Origin of the sequence: Pseudomonas sp. UBA6699, from assembly GCF_002454615.1 — a bacterium.
Classification (GTDB): Bacteria; Pseudomonadota; Gammaproteobacteria; order Pseudomonadales; family Pseudomonadaceae; genus Aquipseudomonas; species Aquipseudomonas juntendi.
In genome coordinates this window covers 29,487-52,005 of sequence record NZ_DKJF01000023.1, presented here as the reverse complement: position 1 = coordinate 52,005, position 22,519 = coordinate 29,487, and the positions used below count along the sequence as shown (strand labels likewise).

Below are 22,519 nucleotides of genomic sequence, written 5' to 3'. Positions count from 1 at the left end.
CAGACCATGCAAACCAACCTCAGCGAAAGCGCCCGCCGCCTGCCCCGTGCCGACGAAGCCGAAAGCATCCTGCGCGCCTGTGTGCACTGTGGTTTCTGCACCGCCACCTGCCCCACCTACCAGTTGCTGGGTGACGAACTGGATGGCCCGCGCGGCCGCATTTACCTCATCAAGCAGATGCTCGAAGGCGAGCCGGTCAGCGCCAGCACCCAACTGCACCTGGACCGTTGCCTGAGCTGCCGTAACTGCGAGTCCACCTGCCCGTCCGGGGTGCGCTACCACGACCTGCTGGACATTGGCCGCGCCGTGGCCGAGCAGCAGGTGCCGCGACCACTCGGCCAGCGCCTGCTGCGCCAGGGCCTGCGCGCAGTGGTACCACGCCCGGCACTGTTCAAGGCGCTGACCCGCAGCGGCCAGGCCCTGCGAGCGCTGCTACCGGCCACGCTCAAGGGCAAGCTGCCGGCATCGGTGACACCGCCCGGCGAGCGCCCGGCGCCGCGCCATGCCCGCCGGTTGCTGATGCTCGAAGGCTGCGTGCAGGCGGCGTTCTCGCCCAATACCAACGCCGCTGCCACGCGCCTGCTCGACCGGCTGGGGATCAGTGTGCAGCCGATCCGCCAGGCAGGCTGCTGTGGCGCCGTGGACTATCACCTCAACGCCCAGGCGCAGGGCCTGCAGCGTGCAAGGCGCAACATAGACGCCTGGTGGCCCGCCATCGAGGCGGGTGCCGAAGCCATCGTGCAAACGGCCAGTGGCTGCGGCGCGTTCGTGCGCGACTACGGCCATCTGCTGGCAAAGGACCGCCAGTACGCAGCCAAGGCGGCGCGCGTCAGCGCGCTGGCCCGCGACCTGGTGGAGGTGCTGGCTGCAGAGCCCGTCGAGCAGTTGGGCCTGTGCGCTGAACAGCGCCTGGCCTTTCACTGCCCATGCACCCTGCAACATGCCCTGAAACTGGGCGGGGCGGTGGAGGCTTTGCTGACCCGCCTGGGCTTCACCCTGACCGCCGTGCCCGATGGCCACCTGTGTTGCGGGTCGGCGGGCACCTATTCGCTGACCCAGCCGGACCTGGCCCTGCAACTGCGCGACAACCGCCTGAACGCGCTGGAAAGCGGCAAGCCGCACATCATCGCTACGGCCAACATCGGCTGCCAGACCCACCTCGCCGGTGCAGGGCGCACCCCCGTCAGGCACTGGGTGGAAATCGTCGAAGCCGCCTTGCGACCGGAGAACGCCCATGCATAGCAAACCCGTGATCGGCCTGGCCGAGGTTACCCGTGTACTTGAGGCTGCGCGCCAGCATGCCTTGGCCGAACAGTGGCCTGTGACCATCGTGGTGGTCGACGACGGCGGGCACCCCCTGGCCCTGCACCGCCTGGATGGCTGTGCGCCAGCCAGTGCCTACATTGCCATGGAAAAGGCCCGCACCTCGGCGCTGGGGCGCAAGGAAACCCGGGACTACGAAGACATGGTCAATCGCGGGCGCACCGCATTCGTCACCGCACCACTGCTGACCTGCCTGGAGGGCGGTGTACCGCTGCAGGTGCAGGGCCAGGTGGTGGGTGCCATTGGCGTGTCGGGGGTCAAGCCCGACCAGGACGCACAAGTGGCCAAGGCGGGCGCAGCAGCGTTGTGAAGGCTGCACAGAGGGTTGCCACTCGGGCAGACTCAGAATTCCCCTACAAAATGTTCGGACGCGTCTTACTTGCCGCCTCAGCGTTGAGAAAACAAGATCGGCGCAGCATGACCAGCCAGGGGAAACGCCGCATGCACCCGTACGCACGCTCCATTGCCGAACTGCGCAGCAGCCTGCGCGAAATGCTCGCCCATGACATCAGCAACCCTGATGACGACCCGCACCTGTCGGGGGTGATGTTCTTCTGCGCTACAGACGAACAGACCCGTTTGCTGATCGAGCGCATCGAGCTGCTGGCCAGCGAGGTGCTTTTCGACCCGAACGGGCGCGCCATTGCCGAGCACATGCGCGCTGCGGCAATCGACGGCGTATGCATCAAACGCAAGCGCAAGGCAGCCACAGACGAAACCCAGATACGCATTGCGCTGGCGGGCAAAGGCTACATCACCATCAGCACCGCCCGGCTCTGACAGCCGTAGCGCAAGGCTCGCGGCCCGGCGCACACGGCGCAGCCAATCCGCTATCCTGTGGGCACCCCCGCTCCGGACCGTTCCATGGAACTGCACATTCGCCTGGATGGCCGCAAAGGCCTCACCGACCAGCTTTACCAGCAATTGCGCGCTGGCATCGACAGTGGCCACCTGGCAGCTGGCACCCAGCTGCCACCCACCCGTCTGTTGGCCGAACAACTGGGTGTGTCGCGCAAGACGGTAGCCGAAGCCTACTCACGCCTGACCTATGACAACCTGCTCAGCGGTGTGGTGGGCCGTGGCACATTCGTCACGCCGCGCCAGCCGCTGCGCAGCAGCGAACCTGCCGCCATCACCCTGGCCGCCAGTGCATCGCTCGAGCGCTGGCAAGCGCGCGCCACGGTGCTCAGCCAACGCCAGGCGCAGGCCCAGTCACGCTACGATTTCATCGGCGGCGTATCGAGCAAGGCCCAATTCCCCTTCGACCAGTGGCGCAGTTGCCTGAACTACGCCCTGCGGCGCAGCCAGCGCCACCCCGAACGGCATTTTACGGCCCAGGGTTTGCCTGAACTACGCCAGGCCATCGCCCACCACATCGCCTACACCCGTGGCGTGCACTGCAGCGCAGCCGACCTGCTCGTGTGCAACGGCGCCCAGCAGGCCCTGGACCTGATCGCCCGCGTGCTGGTCGAGCCAGGTTGCCAGGTGGCCATGGAAGACCCCGGTTACCCACCGGCACGGCAGCTGTTCCTGGCCCTGGGCGCGCAGCTGCAGTCGGTACCGGTCGACGACCAAGGCCTGTGCGTCGAGCACATCGCCGACGGCACCCGGCTGATCTACGTCACGCCGTCTCACCAGTTCCCGCTGGGCATGCCGATGAGCGAGGCGCGTCGGCACGCGCTGCTGGCGCGGGCTGCACAGCTGGGGGCGCTGATCATCGAAGACGACTACGACTGTGAATTTCGCTATCAGGGCCCCGCTGCGGATGCCTTGCAGCGCCTGGACCGACAGGGGCTGGTGGCCTACGTGGGCACGTTTTCCAAGACCCTTTTGCCTGAGCTGCGCCTGGGCTACGCTGTGCTGCCGCCTGCCGTACTGCAGGCTGCCTGCGTGGCCAAGCACCTCAGTGACTGGCACAGCCCGAGCTTGCTGCAGTGGGCCTTGGCGCGCTTTCTTGCCGAGGGCCACCTGCACAAGCACATCCGCCGTTGCCATGAGGTCTACAGCGCGCGCCGCGAACGCATTCTGGCGCGCCTGCAGGGCGACCTGGCCCCTTGGTTCAGCGCGGTTCCGGCCAGCGCCGGCTTTCATCTGAGCGCGTTGGCCAGACCAGGGGTCGACGTGGAATTGCTGGCCAACCTGGCGCGCAAGGTCGAGGTCGGGCTGTACCCACTGGCGCCGTTCTTCAGCGAAGCGCCTGCGCGGCAGGGCTTGCTGATGGGTTTCGGTGCCATTGAACTGCTGGATATCGACCCCGCACTGGATCGCGTGCGCGACACCCTGCAGCACCTCAACTGACCGCTGCCGCCTTGCCGGTTGCCGGGCGGGCGATGGCGGCCGAGTAACCGCGCGGGTTGAAAAACGCGGTGACCCACAGCATGGCCAGCACGGTGACCGTCAACAGCGTCCACGACGCCTGGAAGTCACCACTGACATCCCGCAGCCAACCGGTGATGTAGGGCACGATCCCGGTAATGATGAAGCCGATGCCCTGCACAAATGCCGCCAGGCTGCCCGCCTCGGCTGGCGTTTGCAAATGCTCCAGGGTCAGCGTAAGGCACTGGCTGAAGCAAGCGCCCAGGCCGAAACCGATCAGCGCCACCCACAGCCCCGGGGCCACGGTGGGGGCCAGTAACAGGCCGAGAAAGCCGACCAGCTGGATTGCCAGCGCCAGCCACAAACCGGGGCGCCGGTCAGCATAGCGCCGCAGCAACAGCGGCAAGCCGAGCGCGCCGGCCACCTGGAAAATGGTCATCAGGCCCACCAGGTCGGCGCCACCCTGGGCGCTGCCGCCGTGCTCGGTGTGGTAGGCCGGCAACCACGCCACCATGCTGGTGTAACCGCCATTGATCAAGCCGAAGTACAGGGCCAGCAACCAGGCCCGGCGCGTGCCGAACCAGTGCCCACCGGATGCCCCTGCCAGCTTCGCTGTGCCATGGCGTGGCCGCAGCACGGCCCAGGCCAGCAACGCCAGCACGGCCGGCACCGCCCACAGGCCCAGGCCTGCCTGCCATTGGCCGAAGTGCGCACTGATGTGCGGGCCCAGCACTGCCGCCAGGCCACCGCCACTCATCAGCGCCGCCGAATACAGGCCCATGGCCGCCGCCAGGCGGCGGGGGAACCAGCGGTTCACCAGCCCCGGCATCATGCCCTGTACCACCGCTACGCCCAGGCCAGCGACCACCGCACTGGCGATCAGTGCCCAGGCACTGTCCAGTTGCAGGCGCCACAGGCAAGCCATGGCAATCGCCGCCAGGCCGCCCAGCATACCGCCGTGCTCGCTGAGCCAGCGCCGCAGCCACGGCTGCAGCAACGGCACCAGGCCCATGCAAAGCACCGGCAAAGCGGTCAGCAGGGCGGCCTGCTGGTAGCCCAGCCCGGTAGTGGCGCGCATGGGCTCGAGCAAGGGGCCGATACTGGTCAGGATAGGCCGCAGGTTCAGGGCCAACAAAATCACCAGCAACAGGTTCAGCGCAGGTCTCATGGTCATTCGTTTCTCTTCGTGCAAGATCGACCATTATCCCGGCTTGGCTGGCTGCGCAGAAATGAAGAGATTGGATGCCTGTCAGTGGCCAGCTGAATGGACATTGGCCTCCTGCGCAAGCGTGCAATTGGCTATCGGGGTGGCCAATCAACGGCGCTACAGTAGCGCCATCACCCCCCACATCCGCATTGGAGACAGCCATGCACAACCGTATCGAATGGGCCAAGCACGCGCCCGAAGCCTACAAAGCCATGGTCGGCCTGGAACAGGCGCTGGCCAGGTGCGGCCTGGAAAACTCGCTGCTGGAACTGGTGCGCCTGCGCGCCTCGCAGATCAACGGCTGCGCCTATTGCGTCAACCTGCATGCCAACGATGCGCGCAAGGCCGGTGAGACCGAGGCACGCCTGCAAACACTGTGCGTGTGGCAGGAAACCGCGTACTTCACCCCGCGTGAACGGGCAGCACTGGCCTGGCTCGAGAGCCTTACCCGCCTGCCTGAACGGGGTGCGCCGCAGGGCGAATACGAAGCCCTGCTGCAGCACTTCGAGCCGGCCGAAGTGGTCAACCTGACCTTGGCCATCGCCACCATCAATGCCTGGAACCGCTTCGGGGTGGGCTTCGCCATGGTGCCGGCGGGCTGAGTGTTGGCGCGGTGGCACCCGCGCAAGGGTCGGCACTGGCCAAGATCAGCGCCCGGCCAACCGCGCGCGGTAGCTACCGGGGCTCTGCCCGGTCCATTTCTTGAACGCCCGGTGGAACGCGCTGGGCTCCTGAAAGCCGGCCTGCTCGGCGATCTCGGCAATGCTCAGCACGCCTTCGCGCAAGCGCTCGAAAGCCATCGCCCGGCGTACCTCGTCCTTGATCTGCTGGTAGGAGCGCCCCTCGCGCTCCAACTGCCGGCGGAAGGTGCTGGCACTGATACCCTGCTGCTGTGCCAGCGACGCCAACGTGGGCCACTGCCCATAGCCACGCGCCCGTAAATGCCGGTACACCTCGGCCACCAGGCCGTTCTGGTTGCGAAAGCGAATGACCAGCCCCTGCGGCGCGCTGCGCAGGAAGGTTTTCAGCGCCGCCACGTCCTGGACCACCGGCTGGCGCAGGCAGGCACTGTCGAACTCCACCTCGGTACGCCCGCTGCCCAGGCGCAGGTCCGGCCCCCACAACAGCAGGTCATCCTCCTGGGCTGGGCGGGCCACTGCCAGTTCGGTCCGGTCAATCGCCACCCTGCGCCCGCCCAGCCAGCACAGCAGGCCGACCATCAGCACCAGGTAGGTTTCCTCGGCGTATACCCGGGTCAACGGGTCGGCGATGCTCGACTGCACGCTGATCAGCGCCCGGCTACCGCGCACGGTCAGGCTGCCGCGCAGATCGTGCAGGAACAGGCCAAAGCCTGCCAGGCACTGGCGTAGAGCCTTTTCCAGGTTGGGTTCCAGGATCAGGCCCCGACAGATCAGGGCAAAACTGCCCAACGGCATGCCATGGCTGTCGAGGCGGAAGAACTCATCGTCCAGGCGCCGGATCATTGCCAGCCACAGCTCGGCGAAGGCCCGGGCCGGCACCCGCGCCTGCGGCTGGTCGAGCAGGTGCGGGTCGATGCCCACCGCACGCAAATGCGCGTCACGCTCGGCGGGGCAATCGCGCAGGGCATGCAGCATGGCGTTGAGGAAGTACACGGCGACCGAATCGCTATCGCGCATGGCGGTGTTCGCTGTCTATGCTGAGTGGCAAAAAGTGCCAGGTTGTTTGAACAGTTCCGGCATAGGCTGCGACAGAGCCTTTGCCTAGACTCGGACCCACTTCGGGACCTCGCCGGCCATTCTCGCAGAGCCTGGCCCAGTCCCGCCATGCCTATGCAATCGGAGCCTCTATGAGCAGCGCAGAAATCTACGTCGTCAGTGCCGTCCGTTCAGCCATCGGTGGCTTTGGCGGCTCCCTCAAGGACCTGCCGCTGGCTGACCTGGCCAGCGCCATCACCCGCGCCGCCATCGAGCGCTCGGGGCTGGCCGCCGAACAGATCGGCCATGTGGTAATGGGCACGGTGATCCCTACCGAACCTCGTGATGCCTACCTGGCGCGGGTTGCGGCCATGAACGCCGGCATCCCCAAGGAAACGCCGGCGTTCAATGTCAACCGCCTGTGTGGCTCGGGCCTGCAGGCCATTGTTTCGGCGGCCCAAGGGCTGCTGCTGGGCGACACCGACGTGGCCATTGCCGCTGGCGCCGAGTCCATGAGCCGCGGCCCTTACCTGCTGCCACAGGCACGCTGGGGCGCGCGCATGGGTGACCTGCAAGGCATCGACTACACCGTCGGGGTACTGCACGACCCCTTCCAGCACTTCCACATGGGCATCACCGCCGAGAACGTCTCGGCCAGCCAGGGCATTACCCGCGAAATGCAGGACGAACTGGCCCTGACCAGCCAGCGCCGGGCCGCTCGCGCCATTGCCGAGGGCCGCTTCACCAGCCAGATCGTGCCGTTGGAACTCAAAACCCGCAAAGGCAGCGTGCAGTTCAGTGTCGATGAACATGTGCGCGGTGAGGTCACCGCCGAGCAACTGGCCGGCATGAAGCCGGTGTTCAAGAAAGACGGCACCGTGACTGCCGGTAACGCCAGTGGCATCAACGACGGCGCCGCTGGCCTGGTGCTGGCCAGCGGTGACGCGGTGCGGCGCCTGGGCCTCAAGCCACTGGCCCGGCTGGTGGGCTACGCACATGCCGGGGTGGAACCCGAGTTGATGGGCCTGGGGCCGATCCCCGCCACCCGCAAGGTGCTGGAGAAGACCGGCCTGAAGGTGCAGGACCTGGATGTGATCGAGTCCAACGAAGCCTTCGCCGCCCAGGCTTGCGCGGTGGCCCGCGAACTGGGCTTCGACCCGGAAAAGGTCAACCCCAACGGTTCGGGCATTTCCCTGGGCCACCCGGTGGGTGCCACCGGCGCGATCATCGCCACCAAGGCCATCCACGAATTGCAGCGCATTCAGGGGCGCTACGCCCTGGCCACCATGTGCATCGGTGGCGGTCAAGGCATTGCCGTGGTCTTCGAGCGGGTTTGAGGAAACTGGAAGATGAACATTGAACAGATCGCCGTGATCGGCGCCGGCACCATGGGCAACGGCATCGCCCAAGTGTGCGCGGTGGCAGGCTACCAGGTGCTGCTGGTGGACGTGGCCGACGCTGCCCTGGAGCGCGGGGTGGCAACGCTGGGCAAGAACCTCGAACGCCAGGTCAGCAAAGGGACCCTCGCCGCCGAGCAGGCAGCGGCAGCCAAAACCCGGATCCGCACCAGCACCGACTACGGCCAGCTGGCCACGATGCAGATGGTGATCGAAGCGGCCACCGAGAACCTGCAGCTCAAGCAACGCATCCTGCAGCAGGTGGCAAGCAACGTCGCCGCCGATTGCCTGATCGCGACCAATACCTCGTCGCTGTCGGTGACCCAGTTGGCCGCCAGCATCGAGCACCCCGAGCGCTTCATTGGCGTGCACTTCTTCAACCCGGTGCCGATGATGGCGCTGGTCGAGATCATTCGTGGCCTGCAGACCAGCGACAGTACCTACGCCCAGGCACTGCTGGTGACAGAGAAGCTGGGCAAGACCCCGATCACTGCTGGCAACCGGCCAGGCTTCGTGGTCAATCGCATCCTGGTGCCGATGATCAACGAAGCGATATTCGTACGCCAGGAAGGCCTGGCCAGCGCCGAGGACATCGACACCGGCATGCGCCTTGGTTGCAACCAGCCGATCGGCCCACTGGCGCTGGCCGACCTGATCGGCCTGGACACCTTGCTGGCGATCATGGAGGCCTTCCATGAGGGCTTCAACGACAGCAAGTACCGCCCTGCCCCGCTGCTCAAGGAGATGGTGGCGGCCGGCTGGCTGGGGCGCAAGAGCGGCCGCGGCTTCTTCACCTACTGAGGCCCAGGCGCCATGCCCCCGATCAATGCCGCGATGCGTTGTGCCAATTTCGAAGAGCGACGTGAACAGGCCATGGCGCTGTTTGCCGAGAAAGGCTTTGGCCAGGTCAGCATGCGCGAATTGGCCGCGCATGTCGGGCTGACGGCCGGCTCGCTGTACCACCACTTCCCCAGCAAGCAGGACCTGCTGTTCGACTTGATCGAGGAACTGTACGAGGAGTTGCAGGCCCTGCTGGACCAGGGGCGGCGGGCCATGGCGCGCGGCGCTTCAGCCTTGAATTGCCTGATCGCGGCGCATTGGCAGTTGCATGCCGAACGGCCGCTGCAGTTTCGTTTGGCTGAGCGTGATTTCTGTTGCCTGAGCGAAGCCCAGCAGGCACGCCTGACGCAGTTGCGCGGGCGTTATGAGGCCGGGCTGTTGCGGCTGATCGCGCCGCAGGCGAAGCTGCAGGGGCCAGCCTTGGTGGCCACCGCCCAGGTGATTGCAACGCTGCTGAACCAGTTGCCCGGCGCGCTGCAGGCATTGCCTGAAGCGCAAGCGCTGGTGTTGATGGAGAGCATGTTGCTGGGTGGGCTGGAACGGACCTTGCGTTGATCAGCACCGGCCCGTCAGCGCGCGCTGGTGACAGGGCCTTGACGGGTATCAGCGCAGCAGAGCCTGAATCTGCTCGTGCAAGGTGTCCAGGTCGAACGGCTTGGCCAGGATCGGTGCCTTGCGGGTGATCGGGCTTCCGGACTCGAGGATCTCGGCGGGGTAGCCGCTGATGAAGATCACTTTCAGGTCGGGCCGCAACTTCACCGCCGGCTCGGCGATTTCCACCCCGGAGATCCCGCCCGGCAGGCGGAAGTCGGTCACCATCAGGTCCAGGTGCGGCTTGCTGGCCAGGATGGCGAACGCCTGTTCACCGTCCTCGGCGACCAGCACGTGGTAGCCCTCGCCCGCCAGGTAGTCCCGCAGAATCATGCGTATCGCTGGTTCGTCCTCGACCACCAGCACTACGTCTTGTGCATCTTCACTCATGTTAACGCCTTGAAAATTCTTCCAGTTGGCCATCAGACCCCAGGCTTATGCAGAGGTTGCCCACGCCTGGTCGTTTAGTTGTTCCACTGCAGCCAGGGGCAGTTGCAGGGTGAAGGTCGCACCTTTGCCCACCTCGCTTTGCACCACAATCCGTCCGCCATGCGCTTGCACGATCTGGTCGGAAATATACAGGCCCAAGCCCAGGCCACCCGTAGCTTGCTGGGTTGCGACGCGCTCGAACTGCTGAAAGATACGTTGCTGGTTAGCCATGTCGATACCAATGCCATGGTCCTGCACCTGCACGCACGCCAGGCCGTCCTGCTCGTACAGCCTTACCTGCACCGGTTTGCGTTCACCATAACGCAAGGCATTGGACAACAGGTTGGCCAGTACTTGTTCAATCCGAAATTCGTCCCACTCCCCCTGCAGTGGCTGGCAATGCTGCAACTCGATGAACGTATCCAGTGCCGTGGCCTGGGCGGTGAAATTCTCCACCAACCGCTGCACCAGCTCGCTCAGGTCGAACGCTTTGGGCCGCAGCGACAGCTTGCCGGTACGAATGCGCGAAACATCGAGCATGTCTTCGATCAGGCGGATCAGGCTGTTGATCTGGCGCTCGTCGCGCTCGACCATGGCCTGCAGCTTGTCGGCGCTGAACGCCGCCAGGTTGCCCCGCGCCAGGTGCAGCTTGCGCAGTTGGGTTTCCAGGATCAGCCCGTTGAGCGGGGTACGCACCTCGTGGGACACGATCGACATGAAATCGTCGCGCATGCGCACCGCATGCTCCAGCTCACCGCGCGCCGCCTGCAGCTGGCCCAGCAGCACTTCCTGCTCCTGGCGGCTGCGCTCCAGCGCCTGCAACTGGCGGTCAAGCACCTTGCGCTGGCGGTAAAGGTCGACGAACACCGACACCTTGCTCTTCACCGCAGCGGTATCCAGCGGTTTGTGCAGGAAGTCCACGGCGCCACTTTCGTAGCCCTTGAAGGCGTAGTTCATTTCACGCCCGGCTGCGGTGACGAAAACGATAGGGATGTGGCGGGTTTTTTCCGTACCGCGCATCAGTTCGGCCAGTTCGAAGCCGTTCATGCCCGGCATCTGCACATCGAGAATGGCCAGCGCGAACTCGTGTTCGAGCAACAGCGACAAGGCGGCTTCGGCAGACTGGGCCTGGTGCACCTCACGGTCCTCGCCCTGTATCAGGGCATCGAGGGCCAACAGGTTCTCTGGCAGGTCGTCGACGATCAGCAGTTTGGCGATAGTGTTGCTTAGCATGCGCTGGGTTCCAGGGCGGCGAGCAACTGCTCGATCCCACTCAAGGTAAGAATATGGTCGGGCTGATGGAGGGCCAGGGCGGCCTCGGGCATCAGCGCCACCTGTGCGTCGCGAGGGTCCTGGACGATGGTCCGGCCGCCGCTGTTCTTGATGTAAGCCAACCCCTGGGCACCGTCTTCATTGGCACCGGTGAGCAGCACGCCAAGCAGGCCGGCACCGTAGGCATCGGCCGCGGAAATGAACAGGTAGTCGATGGCCGGCCGGGAAAAATGCACCGGTGGTTCCTGGCTCAACGACAGGGTGAAGTCGCGTTCTACCGATAAATGATAGCCCGGCCCGGCCACGTAGACCTGGCCAGGGCGCAGCGGTTGCTTGTCACGTGCCTCACACACGGGACGAAGCAGGCGGCGTTGCAGCACCTCGGCCAGTTGGCTGTGGCGGTGATCAGGCAGGTGCAACACACAGACTACCGGAATGGCGAACCCCGACGGCAACCCGCCCAGCACGGTGAACAGCGCGGACACCCCGCCGGCCGAGGCGCCGATCACCACCGCTTGTACGCCCTTCATGATTTTCGATAGATCCGTTCAGGCTTGACCAGCGGCTCGAAACCGTCGCTGTAAGCGGAAAAGTCGACCGACTCCTTGCTGCCCAGCACCAGAAAACCGCGATGGCACAGCGATTCATGGAACAGGCCCAGGGCGCGGTCCTGCAGCTCCTTGTTGAAGTAGATCAGCACATTGCGGCAAGACACCAACTGCGTCTCGGAGAACACGCTGTCGGTGGCCAGGCTATGGTCGGCGAAGGTCACGTTTTCACGCAGGGTGCTGTCCATGATCGCGTTGCCATAGGCTGCCGTGTAGTACTCGGCGAAATCCCGGCGGCCACCGGCGATGCGGTAGTTCTCGGCGTAGTCGAGCATGTTCTGCATCGAGTAGATGCCCTGCTTGGCTTTATCCAGCGAGTGCGGGTTGATGTCGGTGGCGTAGATGATGGTGCGCTCGAGCAGGCCTTCTTCGCGCAGCAGGATGGCCATCGAATACACCTCCTCGCCCGTGCTGCAGCCAGCGATCCACACCTTGATCGATGGCCAGGTGCGCAGCAGCGGCACCACCTCGTTGCGCAGCGCCAGGAAGTGGCCCGGGTCACGGAACATCTCGCTGACCGGTATCGTCAGGTACTGCAGCAACTGCATGAACATGCCAGGGTCGTGCAGCACGCGCTCTTGCAAGGCCGATACCGTCTGGCAACCGAACTGGCGCAGCGCATGCAGGATCCGACGCTTGATCGAAGCGCCGGAATAATTGCGGAAATCATAGCTGTACTTGAGGTAGATGGCCTCGATCAGCAAGCGGATCTCGATGTCGGTGTTACGTTCGCTAGTCAAATTCGCTCCAGTTGCGGCAGCCATACGCGGATCAGCGAGAACAGGCGGTCCAGGTCGATCGGTTTGGCCAGGTAATCGTTGGCACCGGCCTGCAGGCAACGGTGCTGGTCATCTTTCATGGCCTTGGCAGTCACCGCAATGATCGGCAGCTTGCGCCAGCGCGGTTGCTGGCGGATCAGCCGGGTGGCTTCGAAGCCGTCCATCTCCGGCATCATCACATCCATCAGTACCAGGTCGATGTCGTCATGCTGCTCCAGGCGCTCGATCGCCTCGCGGCCGTTACGGCCGATCTCGACGATCGCGCCCTTGTGCTCCAGTGCACTGGTCAGGGCGAAGATATTACGCACATCGTCATCTACCAGCAGCACCTTGCGCCCCTCGAACACCTTGTCGCGGCTGCGCGCCGTTTTCAGCATACGCTGGCGTTCGTTGGACAACTGCGACTCGACCTTGTGCAGGAACAGCGTCACTTCGTCGAGCAGCCGCTCGGGTGAGCGGGCGCCCTTGATGATGATCGAGCGCGAGTACTTGAGCAGGTCGGTTTCTTCTTCGCGGGTCAGGTTGCGGCCGGTATACACGATCACCGGCGGGAAGGCGCGGATATCTTCGGCAGTCATGCGCTTGAGCAGTTCGTTGCCGAGCATGTCTGGCAGCTTGAGGTCGATGATCATGCAGTCGTAGATGTTTTCCCGCAGCAGGGCCAAGGCCTCCTGCGCCATGCCTACGGCGGTGATCTCGACGTCGTCGTCACCGATCAGGCGGGCAATGCTTTCGCGCTGCAGGTCGTCATCTTCCACCAGCAGAATGTGCTTGAGCTTCTGCGTCAGCTTGGCCTCCAGGCGCGCGAAAACTTCCTTGAGCTCTTCGCGGCTGGTGGGTTTGACGGCGTAGCCCACTGCCCCCATGTGCATGGCGGCCTCGACACGGTCCTCGACGGAAATGATATGCACCGGAATGTGCCGGGTATTGGCCTGTTCTTTCAGGCGTTGCAGCACGGTCAGGCCGGAATGGTCAGGCAGGCGCATGTCCAGCAGGATCGCATCGGGTATGAACCGGGCGGCCAGCTCGAAACCTTCGTCGGCCGCATGCGCCACCAGGCAGCTGTAACCCAGCTCGTGAGCCAGGTCGAAGAGAATGCGGGCGAAGTTCGGCTCGTCTTCGATCACCAGGATGCAGCGGTTACTGAAAGGCGCCCGGTCACGGTCGTCGGTGAAGGCCAGTTGCGGCAGCTTCGGCGCCTGGGCAGTGGCGAGTTGCGGTACTGGCGGCAGGGTATCGACAGCCGGGCGCAGGCTAAGGGGCTCGACCTCCTGCTCCAGGTTCTCGTAGCGTTCGGGTAATACCAGGCTGAATACACTGCCCTGCCCGGGGCTGCTCTCGACACTGATCTGCCCGCCAAGCAAATGGGCAAGGTCGCGGGAAATCGACAGCCCCAGCCCAGTCCCGCCATACCGGCGGTTGCTGGTGCCATCGACCTGGTGGAACGCACCGAAGATTGCCTGCTGCTGGTCGGCAGCAATGCCGATGCCGCTATCGCGCACGGAAAACACGATGCCGCTGTCTGGCTGGTAGCCGATGTTCAGGCTGACCTGGCCGCGCTCGGTGAACTTGATGGCGTTGGACAGCAGGTTCTTGAGGATCTGCTCCAGTCGCTGGCGGTCGGTGAACAGGGTGGCGGGCACCTGAGCCTGGGCGGTGACCTCGAAGGCCAGCCCCTTTTGCCCGGCCAACGGCTCGAACATGTCGCGCAGGCCTTCGACCAGGCGGTCCAGGTGGGTGGTTTCAGGTCGCACTTCAAGCTTGCCGGCCTCGACCTTGGCGATGTCGAGGATATCGTTGATCAGGTTGAGCAGGTCGTTGCCGGCCGAGTAGATCGACTCGGCGAACTTGACCTGCTCACCGCTGAGGTTGCCTTCAACGTTCTCGGCCAGCAGCTTGGCCAGAATCAGCGAACTGTTCAGCGGCGTGCGCAATTCGTGGGACATGTTGGCGAGGAACTCGGACTTGTACTTGCTCGAACGCAGCAGCTCATCGGCGCGCGCCTGCAGCTCTTCCTGGGCCTGGGTCAACTCCTCGTTCTTGCGGTCCAGCGCTTCGGTACGGTCGGACAACTGCTCGTTGGTCTGCTCCAGTTCCGCTTGCTGGGTTTCCAGGTGGGCCTGGGACTCCTTGAGCACGCGGGACTGTTCCTCCAGCTCTTCGTTGGCGGTTTTCAGCTCTTCCTGCTGCACCTGCAATTCTTCGTTCAATTGCTGGGTTTCGGCCAGGACTTCCTGCAAGCGCTGGCGATAACGGGCGCTTTCGATGGACATACCCAGGTTACCTTCCACGCGCTGCAACAGTTCGTCGTCACGCGCCTGCAGCGGCCGCAGGAAGCCCAGTTCGAGCACGCCGTTGATCTGCCCGCCGTCGCTGGCCGGCATCAGCAGTGCACTGCGCGGCAAGCCCTTGCCCAGGCCGGAGCTGAGCTGGAAGTAGTCTTGCGGCAGGTCGTCCAGGCGCAGCAGCCGCCCTTCACGCACGGCCTGGGCCAGCAGGCCCTCACCATCACCCAGCACCTGCTCGCGCGCCTGCTCTTCGGCATCCAGACCATAGCAGGCAACGCGTACCAGGCGGCCATGCTCGTCGCGCACGTACAACGCCCCGACCACACTGCCCAGGTAAGAGGCAAAGAACCGCAGAATGTTGTCCCCGAGCATGTTCAGGGTCAGCTGCCCAAGCACTTGTTGAGCCAGCTGGGTCTGGCCGTTGCGCAGCCAGGCCTGGTGCTCCAGGCGCTCGGCAGAACGTTGCTGGGCCTTGAGGTTGTCGTCGTAACTGCTGGACAACGCCAACAGATCGCGGCGCCCCAGGTACGCCAGCAAGGCGCTGAGGCCAACGATCAGCAGCACGAACGCCGAAATGGAAGTTACGGTGACGGTGCTGACCTTCTCGTTGCGTGCCATGCGCAATTGCTGCTCGGTGGCAATGAGGTCGGCGAATTCCTTGCGAATCTCGTCTGTCAGGCGCTTGCCGCGGCCGTTACCTATCAGCTCCCGGTAGGGGCCGTCATTGCGGCGCAGGGTGATCATGCCGCTGCCGAAGTCATTCCAGGCTTGCTGCAAGGCGATCAGCCGGTCGATACGGTCAACTTGCTGCGGGTTGTCCTCGACCATGCCTTTCAGGCCCTGCAAGCTGCTGAGAATGCGCGGCTTGGCCACCTCATAGGGGTCGAGGAAGCGCTCGTCACCCGTCAGCAGGAAGCCGCGCATGCCGGTTTCCATGTCGATCGACAGCTTCACCGCTTCGTTGGCATTGCCAATGACCCGGTCGGTGTGCTCGACCCATTGCATGGCCGAAAGCAGGTAGTTGATCACCGCGACGAACGCCACGGCACCCAGCAGGCCCACCCCCAAAGGAAGGCCGATGTTGCGGCTCAACAGCTTGCGGAAGCTGCGCTGGTCCATCGAGGCTGCTTGAATCATGAGAAAACGCCCGAGCAAGAAAATCCATGGAAAAGAATGGCGGAACAATCGTTATGGTTATGTGCCGCTGCGCCGTGCCGACAAGCGAAGTCTAACCAGCTTTAGCGGCTCAGGCAGGGCATTTAGCCAGTATTTGAAAGTGCTGTGTGCCAATCGTTCCATCTGATTGCAAGTATCGGTATCCTCGGGAACTTCTGCTGTCGCCTTGTGCACAGATCATAGACATTCAATTGCACAGGACCCGAACCATGCACCTTTTGGTAGTCGAAGACGACGACATCGTACGTATGCTGATGGTCGAAGTGCTCGATGAGTTGGGCTACTCGGTGATCGAGGCGGAAGATGCCAGCGCGGCGCTCAAGGTGTTGGAAGACCCTAACCAGCCGTTGGCGCTGATGATGACGGATGTGGGCCTGCCGGACATGCGCGGCGAGGCGCTGGCAGGCAAAGCACGCGAACTGCGGCCACTGTTGCCGGTGCTGTTCGCCAGTGGCTACGCCGAAAACATTGATGTACCGGAGGGCATGCACATGATCGGCAAGCCGTTCAGCATCGACCAGCTGAGCGACAAGGTGCAGGGGATTCTCGGCAACGCCTGAATTCGGCGGCACCCGCTTACCAAGCGCGCAGGATCGGTGCCCTCTACACCTCCCTGCGCAACAGGTAGGTGTCCATGATCCACCCTTTGCGCGCCCTTTCCCGCGCACGCACTTCAAGAATCTGTGCCTTCACCGCCTGCAGCGGCCCGGCGATCAGCTGTTCGTCAGCCGTGCCCAGGTAAGCGCCCCAGTAAATCGTCAAGGCCGGGTCATCGATAGCTGCAAACGCGCACTGCCCATCGAGCATCACCACCACATTGTCGATACTCCCCTGCCCGGCCAGACGCCGACCAGGCAGCACGGTCAGCGGTTCGCCAATGCGGTTGAGCGCAACCCGGTGGCGCGCCGCCAGTGCCTGCACGCTGCTGATGCCCGGAATGACCTGCAGGTGCAGCGCGCCAACTCGCTCGCAGACCAGGTCGAGGATGCGCAAGGTGCTGTCATAGAGCGTGGGCTCGCCCCATAGCAGAAAGGCGCCGGTTTCGCCGTCGCCGATTTCCTGTTCGATCAGTTGCGCATACAGCGCTGCACGTTGTACGTGCCAGTCCTGTACCGCCTGCACATACGCGTCGGCCTGCCCATCGCGCAGCGGGTCGGCGACCTGAACCAGCCGATAGCCGCCCTCGGGGCGGTACCGCTGCAGGATGGCCTTGCGCAGCTGCACCAGCTCGTTCTTGACGCTGCCCTTGTCGAGCACGAAGAACACGTGGGCCTGGCGCAACCCGTCGACGGCTTCGTACGTGACCTGGCGTGGGTCACCCGGGCCGATGCCGATCAACAACAGCTGTTTCATTGTGCTGCCCTCCGGTGCTGTTCAGCAGCCATTGTCGGGCGCCACCAGGCCGCTGGCAAAGCACCCGTTCAGAGCAGCGAGAAGTTGTAGCTGACGATCACCCGCGTTTCGTCCATATCCCGCGCCCACCGCTCATAGTTGCTGCGGTAGGTGGAATTACGCAAACGCACGCTGACGTCCTTGAACGTGCCACTTTGCACTTGATACTTGAGCTCGCTGTCGCGCTCCCACTCCTTGCCTTCGGCATGGCTGCCTGGCACCTGGATATGGTCACCGTTGATGTACCGGGTGAAGAACGTAAGGCCAGGCACACCCAACGCCTTGAAGTCATAGTCATAGCGCACTTGCCAGGAGCGCTCCTGGGCGGCGGCAAAATCATTGACCTGTGCATAGTTGACCAGGTACGGGTTGCTGCCATCCAGGTAGGGCATGGCGCTGTCGCCATACATGCGCTGCCAGCCAGCACTGAGCTTGTGACCACCCAGGCTGTAGCCGAGCATGCCGCTGACGGCGCGGTGGTCGATCGCACCGGCGCGGGCGTTGCCGATGTCGTCGCTTTTGATCAGCCGCAGGTCGGCAGCAAGGCTACCCACCGGCAGCGGTTGGCTGGCCACCAGGCCGAAATACTGCTGGCGATAGATGTTCTCCAGCCTGGCCACTTGATACTGGGCACCGAAACGCTCGTTGACCCTGTAATCGACCCCGGCGAGGTCGAAGTGGTCGGCTTCGATGTCGCAGGCGTAACGCTTGTTCTTGCAATGCACGCGAATGTTTTGGCGGTCGGTTGAATCCCTTGCGGTGTACCGATCCAGGCGTGCCAGGGTGAACTTCAGATCGCGGCGTTCCTCGGAGGTCAGCATGGCGCCCTGGAACATCGTCGGCAGCAGGCGGCCATCGTTGTACTTGAGCAGGGGCACATCGGGCATCATCGAACCGTACTTGAGCACCGTGTTGGAAACTTTGACCTTGGCCGCCAGGCCCATCTTTGCATACTGGTCGGCGGAGTGCCGCGGGTTGTGCCCGGAAGACGGCAGCAAGCCGCTGTTACTGTCGGCGGGGCTGGAGTCCAACTTCACACCGAACATGCCCAGCGCATCCACACCGAACCCTACCGGGCCTTCGGTGTAACCCGACTGTACATTGAGGATAAAGCCCTGGGCCCACTCTTCTCGCTTGGACGCCCCTTGGCCGGAACTGCTGTGGCCGTCACGGAAATCCCGGTTGAAGTAGACAGTGCGTGTTTCAACCTTGGCACTGCTGTCTTCAAGAAAACCGCCAGCCTGGGCGTTGGCACCGGCACATAACAGGAACAGGCCGGCAACACGACGCCCCGGGGCGAGAGGATAGGGGGAAAACATGCAGGGAAACATCCAGATTCAAAGCGGGTTGACAACCGGCGGCACAGACTTGCCACGGTAATGAGACATGACCGCGCAACAGCCAGCCATACTTTGAAATGATCGCGCAATGGCTCTGGCACGGGCCATTGGACCATGGTCTAAGCGCCCTGCCAGGCCGCTTCGGCGGGTCGCCTGTATCGCGCATGGGCAACTAGGAAAGTTCCCCGCTTATTTGCAATAAGTTAGCAGTTTACCCCGCCCCAATGTGTGACTACACTCGCTATCAACGAACAGTAAAACCCACCTGCGTGGCCGGCGTATTCATGCGTTCCAATGTTCGTCACGCCCCGCCACAGCCGACGTACAGGAGTGATTACAGTGTCCAGACTTGCAGAGTTTCGTGCTGCGGAAAAAGCGCTCCAGGAACAGATGGCGCAACTGGAAGCGTTGAAAAAAGATGCCGGGTTAAAACGCGAAATCGAGTTCGAGCAGAAACTCGTCAACCTGATGAAAAGCTACGACAAAAGCCTGCGCGATGTCATAGCCATACTTGACCCCAAAGCCGGGGCGCGCGCCACCAGCCCTGCCCCCAAACAGCACCGTCGCCCGCGGGTGGTGAAGGTTTACACACACCCCGAGACCGGCGAGCGGATCGAGACCAAAGGCGGCAACCACCGCGGCCTCAAAGCCTGGAAAGAGCAGTATGGCGCCGCCGAGGTGGAAAGCTGGGCTCGCTGATGAAACATCAACACGTGCTTCACACTTTTTTCACAAGGGCTGGCTCAGTATCGAGGCAGCTAAAGGACTAGCGACCCCATCACGCGCCCGCACATGCGGGCCTCTAATTCCAGCGCCCTGCACTCGTGCAGGGCGCTTTCATTTGCGCAATCGGCGCACTGACGTATCATGGCCAGCCTGTCTGTTTTGCCGGCGCCCAGTGCCCGGCCCTGCCTCAGGAGTTCCCATGAGCCTGCACGATCTGCAAACCTTGCCTGGTGTCACCGCACAACCCGACGCCGCCACTGCCCAATTCGTCTTCAACCACACCATGCTCCGGGTCAAGGACATCGTTAAGTCGCTGGACTTCTACACCCGTGTGCTGGGCTTTCGCGTGGTAGACAAGCGTGATTTCCCCGAAGCCGCTTTCAGCCTGTACTTCCTGGCCCTGGTCGACCCGGCGCAGATTCCCGCCGATGACGCCGCCCGTCACCAGTGGATGAAATCGATCCCTGGCGTGCTGGAGCTCACCCACAACCACGGCACCGAGAACGATGCCGATTTCGCCTATCACGATGGCAATACCGACCCACGCGGCTTCGGTCACATCTGCGTGTCGGTACCCGATGTACGCGTCGCCTGTGCGCGCTTCGAAGCGCTGGGTGTACCGTTCCAGAAGCGCCTGCAGGATGGGCGCATGAACCACCTGGCGTTCATCAAGGACCCGGATGGTTACTGGGTCGAAGTGATTCAGCCGGCCGACCTCGCAGGCTAAGCGTTCGTCGGGGGCGGGAACCACCGCCCCCCTTGCTGTGGTATATGAAGGTAATCGCTTCCCATGCCACAGCGAGGTAAGAACCATGCAATCCCTTCACTGTGAATACCGCAAGCACACCATCACCGCCAGCGTGATGCCCCATCCTGACTCGCCCCTGCCCTACGCCGCCGGTTGCCTGATCACCGCCCCTGATGGCCATACCAGCAGGCGCCTGTCGATGTCGATGAAGTTCTTCTCCGACCTGGAACGTGCCCAGCATGTGTCGCTGGCCCACGGTCGAGCGCTGGTCGACCAGCAACTGGACGCCGGCACCAAGGTGTTCTGATTGCCCCCTTGACCTGTAGCGGCCTCTTCGCCAGCACAGCTGCCATACCGCGAAGGGGCCGCTGCTGGTGCAATCAGATTTCGCGAGCGTACGCCACGGCGGCATCGACTTGCGCCGGCGTCGGCCTCACACCTGTGTACAGCACGAACTGCTCCAGCGCCTGCAGCGCAATCACCTCGAGCCCGGTAATCACAGGTTTGCCCAGCGCTTGGGCGCGGCGAATCAACGGTGTTTGCGCGGGCATGGCCACCACATCGAACACCCGCTCTGCAGCAGCGATGGCGATCTCCGAAAACGCCAGCTCTTCAGCTTCTGCGCCCCCCGCCATGCCGATTGGCGTGACATTCACCAGCATCGGCGGGCAGATATCGCCGAGTTCTGGCAGCCAGCGGTAGCCGCACATATCCGCCAGCTGCTGCCCCGCCTGGGCATTACGCGCGACGATGGTGCCTTCGGCAAAGCCGGCATCGCGCAAGGCGCTGGCAACGGCCTTGGCCATACCGCCGCTGCCGCGCAGGGCGAAAGCGGTTGCCGGATCGACCTGGTGCCGGGTCAACAACTGGCGTACGGCCAGATAGTCGGTGTTGTAGGCTGTGAGGCGACCGTTGGTGTTCACCAAGGTGTTGACCGACTCGATGGCCGCTGCCGACGGATCGATCTCGTCTACCAGCGCCATGCACGCTTCCTTGTATGGCATCGATACCCCACACCCGCGTATGCCCAAGGCTCGAATTCCCGCTACCGCGGCCGGGAGGTCGTCGGTGCGCATGGCCTTGTAGTAATAGTCCAGGCCCAACTGTTGGTACAGGTGGTTGTGAAAGCGCACGCCGAATGTACCGGGGCGGCCTGCCAGGGAAATGCACAGCACGGTATCCCTGCCGGGAGTTGTCGACATAGCCTGCTCCTGAGTCATGACTGAAACGTTTGTGCAGCGTACCAGAGGCAACCGCTGGTCGTCCCTTACACAACCTTTACCATTGCCCTGCGCGCAATTGATAAATACCGGAGTCATATTAGTGACACCCCACTTTGGGGGTTTACTCGCGAGGTTGATATGAACCGTCTCATTCCCGGAATCGCCCTGCTGGTCGGCGCTTTGGCCATCAGCGGGCCTGCAGCTGCCCACGGTGGTTACGGCCATGGCGGCGGTTGGTACGGACCGGGCCCGCTACTGGGCGCTGCCGTGGTTGGCGCGGTGGTTGGCGCTACGGTGTCTGGCGGGCACGACCGTACGGTGTACGTGGAACGCCAGCCGGTGTACTACCCGCCGCAACCGGTGTACGTGCAGCCGCCGCCGCAGCCCGTCTATTACCAGCCTTATTATGCGCCGGCCCCGCCACCGCCAGGCTACCGGGCCTACTACGGCCCGCCACGGGTGTATTACGGCCCGCCACGCTGGTAAGGGTTGATAGAAGTAATGACCACTATCGACAACGTTGATTTCAAACCCTGGTAGCGGCTGGGTATGGTAGGCCCATGTTTCACAGGAGGTCCCCATGGCCACTATCCAGATCATGTCCGTTGTCGGCAGCGCTGTACCGGTTTCACTGCGTGAACAAGGCCTGTTGGCCTGCTGGTACCTGGTGCGCAACGGCGAGGCTGTGAGTGGGCCGGTGCCGACCCTCGCCCAAGCCCGCGCATTGGCTGAACTGTTGCAACCAGGCACTTTGGCAGCCTGACCCGAATTTGTTGTGCGTTGCTCCCTACGCCCTTGTGCCCGCCGAAATGGCGGGCTTTTTTTTGTCTGGCCATGGTGGGTGCGGGTCGTCGGTCGTTTCACGCCCTGGCCCGGGCCAGTTGACTGGTCAGGACCACGACCCTGCCTTGCAAGCGGCCGACGGTGACCACCAGTTCATTGCGCTCCTTGGCGAAATGCTCAGCCTTGGCCTCCGCCTCACGGCGGGCATCGCGCTCGCTATCCAGCAGCTCGGTCAGGCGGCGAATCACGGCAATGTCTGCATTGTCCAGCGCGCGGTCTGCCGCATCTCTGGACAGCCATTTGCGCAGCCATAGAAAGGCCCCGAACAACACGGTGCCTGTACCACCCAGCCACGTGAGGGTGCCTGGGCCGAGGTCGGTGGGATCCATGTAAACCTCTTTGCTG

25 protein-coding genes are annotated in these 22,519 nt (G+C 63.6%); 14 read left to right on the top strand and 11 right to left on the bottom strand.

Going from position 1 to position 22,519, the window contains the following annotated elements:
- Positions 1 to 6 precede the first annotated feature (6 nt).
- The 4 genes from glcF (at position 7) to B3361_RS04885 (ending at position 3,621) form a co-directional block, all read left to right on the top strand.
- Entirely contained in the window at positions 7 to 1,242 is a 1,236-nt protein-coding gene (gene glcF, locus B3361_RS04900) for a glycolate oxidase subunit GlcF (RefSeq protein WP_054905077.1), read from the top strand.
- Positions 1,235 to 1,633, top strand: coding sequence for a GlcG/HbpS family heme-binding protein (locus B3361_RS04895; protein ID WP_054905076.1), 399 nt, complete (start codon positions 1,235 to 1,237; stop codon positions 1,631 to 1,633). Before glcF ends, B3361_RS04895 begins: the two co-directional genes overlap by 8 nt.
- Positions 1,634 to 1,764: 131 nt before the next feature.
- Complete coding sequence (locus tag B3361_RS04890; protein WP_054905082.1) at positions 1,765 to 2,103, top strand: hypothetical protein; 339 nt, start codon at positions 1,765 to 1,767, stop codon at positions 2,101 to 2,103.
- A gap of 84 nt (positions 2,104 to 2,187) precedes the next feature.
- Positions 2,188 to 3,621: a PLP-dependent aminotransferase family protein gene (locus B3361_RS04885; protein ID WP_054905075.1), complete on the top strand. Its 1,434-nt coding sequence runs from the start codon at positions 2,188 to 2,190 to the stop codon at positions 3,619 to 3,621.
- Here the strand turns inward: B3361_RS04885 and B3361_RS04880 are convergent.
- Complete coding sequence (locus B3361_RS04880) at positions 3,614 to 4,807, bottom strand: CynX/NimT family MFS transporter (protein ID WP_054905081.1); 1,194 nt, start codon at positions 4,805 to 4,807, stop codon at positions 3,614 to 3,616. The genes B3361_RS04885 and B3361_RS04880 overlap by 8 nt on opposite strands.
- Before the next feature lie 200 nt (positions 4,808 to 5,007).
- Here B3361_RS04880 and B3361_RS04875 point away from each other — a divergent pair, with 200 nt between their 5' ends.
- The gene (locus tag B3361_RS04875) at positions 5,008 to 5,448 is read left to right on the top strand and encodes a carboxymuconolactone decarboxylase family protein (RefSeq protein WP_029887041.1); all 441 of its coding nucleotides are present in this window, start codon (positions 5,008 to 5,010) and stop codon (positions 5,446 to 5,448) included.
- Between the two features lie 45 nt (positions 5,449 to 5,493).
- On the opposite strand, the gene B3361_RS04870 is transcribed toward B3361_RS04875, so the two are convergent.
- A complete protein-coding gene (locus B3361_RS04870; protein ID WP_054905074.1) occupies positions 5,494 to 6,504 on the bottom strand; it encodes an AraC family transcriptional regulator in 1,011 nt (336 codons plus the stop codon).
- Between the two features lie 170 nt (positions 6,505 to 6,674).
- Here B3361_RS04870 and B3361_RS04865 point away from each other — a divergent pair, with 170 nt between their 5' ends.
- Genes B3361_RS04865 through B3361_RS04855 form a run of 3 tightly spaced genes read left to right on the top strand, consistent with a single transcriptional unit; the run spans position 6,675 to position 9,314 of the window.
- A complete protein-coding gene (locus B3361_RS04865) occupies positions 6,675 to 7,859 on the top strand; it encodes an acetyl-CoA C-acyltransferase family protein (protein ID WP_029887040.1) in 1,185 nt (394 codons plus the stop codon).
- Positions 7,860 to 7,871: 12 nt separating this feature from the next.
- A complete protein-coding gene (locus B3361_RS04860) occupies positions 7,872 to 8,720 on the top strand; it encodes a 3-hydroxybutyryl-CoA dehydrogenase (protein WP_054905073.1) in 849 nt (282 codons plus the stop codon).
- 12 nt (positions 8,721 to 8,732) lie between these two features.
- A complete protein-coding gene (locus B3361_RS04855) occupies positions 8,733 to 9,314 on the top strand; it encodes a TetR/AcrR family transcriptional regulator (RefSeq protein WP_054905072.1) in 582 nt (193 codons plus the stop codon).
- Positions 9,315 to 9,362: 48 nt separating this feature from the next.
- On the opposite strand, the gene B3361_RS04850 is transcribed toward B3361_RS04855, so the two are convergent.
- Genes B3361_RS04850 through B3361_RS04830 form a run of 5 tightly spaced genes read right to left on the bottom strand, consistent with a single transcriptional unit; the run spans position 9,363 to position 15,863 of the window.
- The gene (locus B3361_RS04850) at positions 9,363 to 9,740 is read right to left on the bottom strand and encodes a response regulator (RefSeq protein WP_009686481.1); all 378 of its coding nucleotides are present in this window, start codon (positions 9,738 to 9,740) and stop codon (positions 9,363 to 9,365) included.
- A 45-nt stretch (positions 9,741 to 9,785) separates the two neighbouring features.
- On the bottom strand, positions 9,786 to 11,012 hold the full coding sequence (locus B3361_RS04845; RefSeq protein ID WP_054905071.1) for a hybrid sensor histidine kinase/response regulator: 1,227 nt from the start codon (positions 11,010 to 11,012) through the stop codon (positions 9,786 to 9,788).
- On the bottom strand, positions 11,006 to 11,581 hold the full coding sequence (locus tag B3361_RS04840; protein WP_154211005.1) for a chemotaxis protein CheB: 576 nt from the start codon (positions 11,579 to 11,581) through the stop codon (positions 11,006 to 11,008). The genes B3361_RS04845 and B3361_RS04840 overlap by 7 nt, the downstream gene beginning before the upstream one ends.
- Complete coding sequence (locus B3361_RS04835; protein ID WP_054905069.1) at positions 11,578 to 12,399, bottom strand: CheR family methyltransferase; 822 nt, start codon at positions 12,397 to 12,399, stop codon at positions 11,578 to 11,580. Before B3361_RS04835 ends, B3361_RS04840 begins: the two co-directional genes overlap by 4 nt.
- The gene (locus B3361_RS04830; protein ID WP_054905068.1) at positions 12,396 to 15,863 is read right to left on the bottom strand and encodes a response regulator; all 3,468 of its coding nucleotides are present in this window, start codon (positions 15,861 to 15,863) and stop codon (positions 12,396 to 12,398) included. The genes B3361_RS04835 and B3361_RS04830 overlap by 4 nt, the downstream gene beginning before the upstream one ends.
- A 248-nt stretch (positions 15,864 to 16,111) precedes the next feature.
- On the opposite strand from B3361_RS04830, the gene B3361_RS04825 reads away from it, so the two are divergent.
- Complete coding sequence (locus B3361_RS04825; protein WP_054905067.1) at positions 16,112 to 16,462, top strand: response regulator; 351 nt, start codon at positions 16,112 to 16,114, stop codon at positions 16,460 to 16,462.
- Positions 16,463 to 16,505: 43 nt separating this feature from the next.
- Here the strand turns inward: B3361_RS04825 and cobF are convergent, their stop codons facing one another.
- On the bottom strand, positions 16,506 to 17,255 hold the full coding sequence (gene cobF / locus B3361_RS04820) for a precorrin-6A synthase (deacetylating) (protein WP_054905066.1): 750 nt from the start codon (positions 17,253 to 17,255) through the stop codon (positions 16,506 to 16,508).
- A 68-nt stretch (positions 17,256 to 17,323) separates the two neighbouring features.
- On the bottom strand, positions 17,324 to 18,613 hold the full coding sequence (locus B3361_RS04815; protein ID WP_054905065.1) for an OprD family porin: 1,290 nt from the start codon (positions 18,611 to 18,613) through the stop codon (positions 17,324 to 17,326).
- A 360-nt stretch (positions 18,614 to 18,973) separates the two neighbouring features.
- Between B3361_RS04815 and B3361_RS04810 the strand changes: the two genes are divergently transcribed.
- From B3361_RS04810 to B3361_RS04800, 3 genes are all read left to right on the top strand, one after another.
- A complete protein-coding gene (locus B3361_RS04810; protein ID WP_054905064.1) occupies positions 18,974 to 19,333 on the top strand; it encodes a histone-like nucleoid-structuring protein, MvaT/MvaU family in 360 nt (119 codons plus the stop codon).
- Positions 19,334 to 19,559: 226 nt separating this feature from the next.
- The gene (gloA, locus tag B3361_RS04805; protein WP_054905063.1) at positions 19,560 to 20,087 is read left to right on the top strand and encodes a lactoylglutathione lyase; all 528 of its coding nucleotides are present in this window, start codon (positions 19,560 to 19,562) and stop codon (positions 20,085 to 20,087) included.
- A gap of 85 nt (positions 20,088 to 20,172) precedes the next feature.
- Positions 20,173 to 20,415, top strand: a complete 243-nt coding sequence (locus B3361_RS04800; RefSeq protein ID WP_286920126.1) for a hypothetical protein — start codon at positions 20,173 to 20,175, stop codon at positions 20,413 to 20,415.
- A gap of 73 nt (positions 20,416 to 20,488) precedes the next feature.
- Here the strand turns inward: B3361_RS04800 and B3361_RS04795 are convergent, their stop codons facing one another.
- Positions 20,489 to 21,310, bottom strand: a complete 822-nt coding sequence (locus B3361_RS04795; RefSeq protein ID WP_054905062.1) for a shikimate 5-dehydrogenase — start codon at positions 21,308 to 21,310, stop codon at positions 20,489 to 20,491.
- Positions 21,311 to 21,469: 159 nt separating this feature from the next.
- Here B3361_RS04795 and B3361_RS04790 point away from each other — a divergent pair, with 159 nt between their 5' ends.
- Positions 21,470 to 21,817: a hypothetical protein gene (locus B3361_RS04790; protein WP_009686467.1), complete on the top strand. Its 348-nt coding sequence runs from the start codon at positions 21,470 to 21,472 to the stop codon at positions 21,815 to 21,817.
- A gap of 94 nt (positions 21,818 to 21,911) precedes the next feature.
- Entirely contained in the window at positions 21,912 to 22,094 is a 183-nt protein-coding gene (locus tag B3361_RS04785) for a hypothetical protein (RefSeq protein WP_054905061.1), read from the top strand.
- Between the two features lie 97 nt (positions 22,095 to 22,191).
- On the opposite strand, the gene B3361_RS04780 is transcribed toward B3361_RS04785, so the two are convergent.
- Positions 22,192 to 22,503: a hypothetical protein gene (locus tag B3361_RS04780; protein WP_054905060.1), complete on the bottom strand. Its 312-nt coding sequence runs from the start codon at positions 22,501 to 22,503 to the stop codon at positions 22,192 to 22,194.
- Positions 22,504 to 22,519 lie beyond the last annotated feature (16 nt).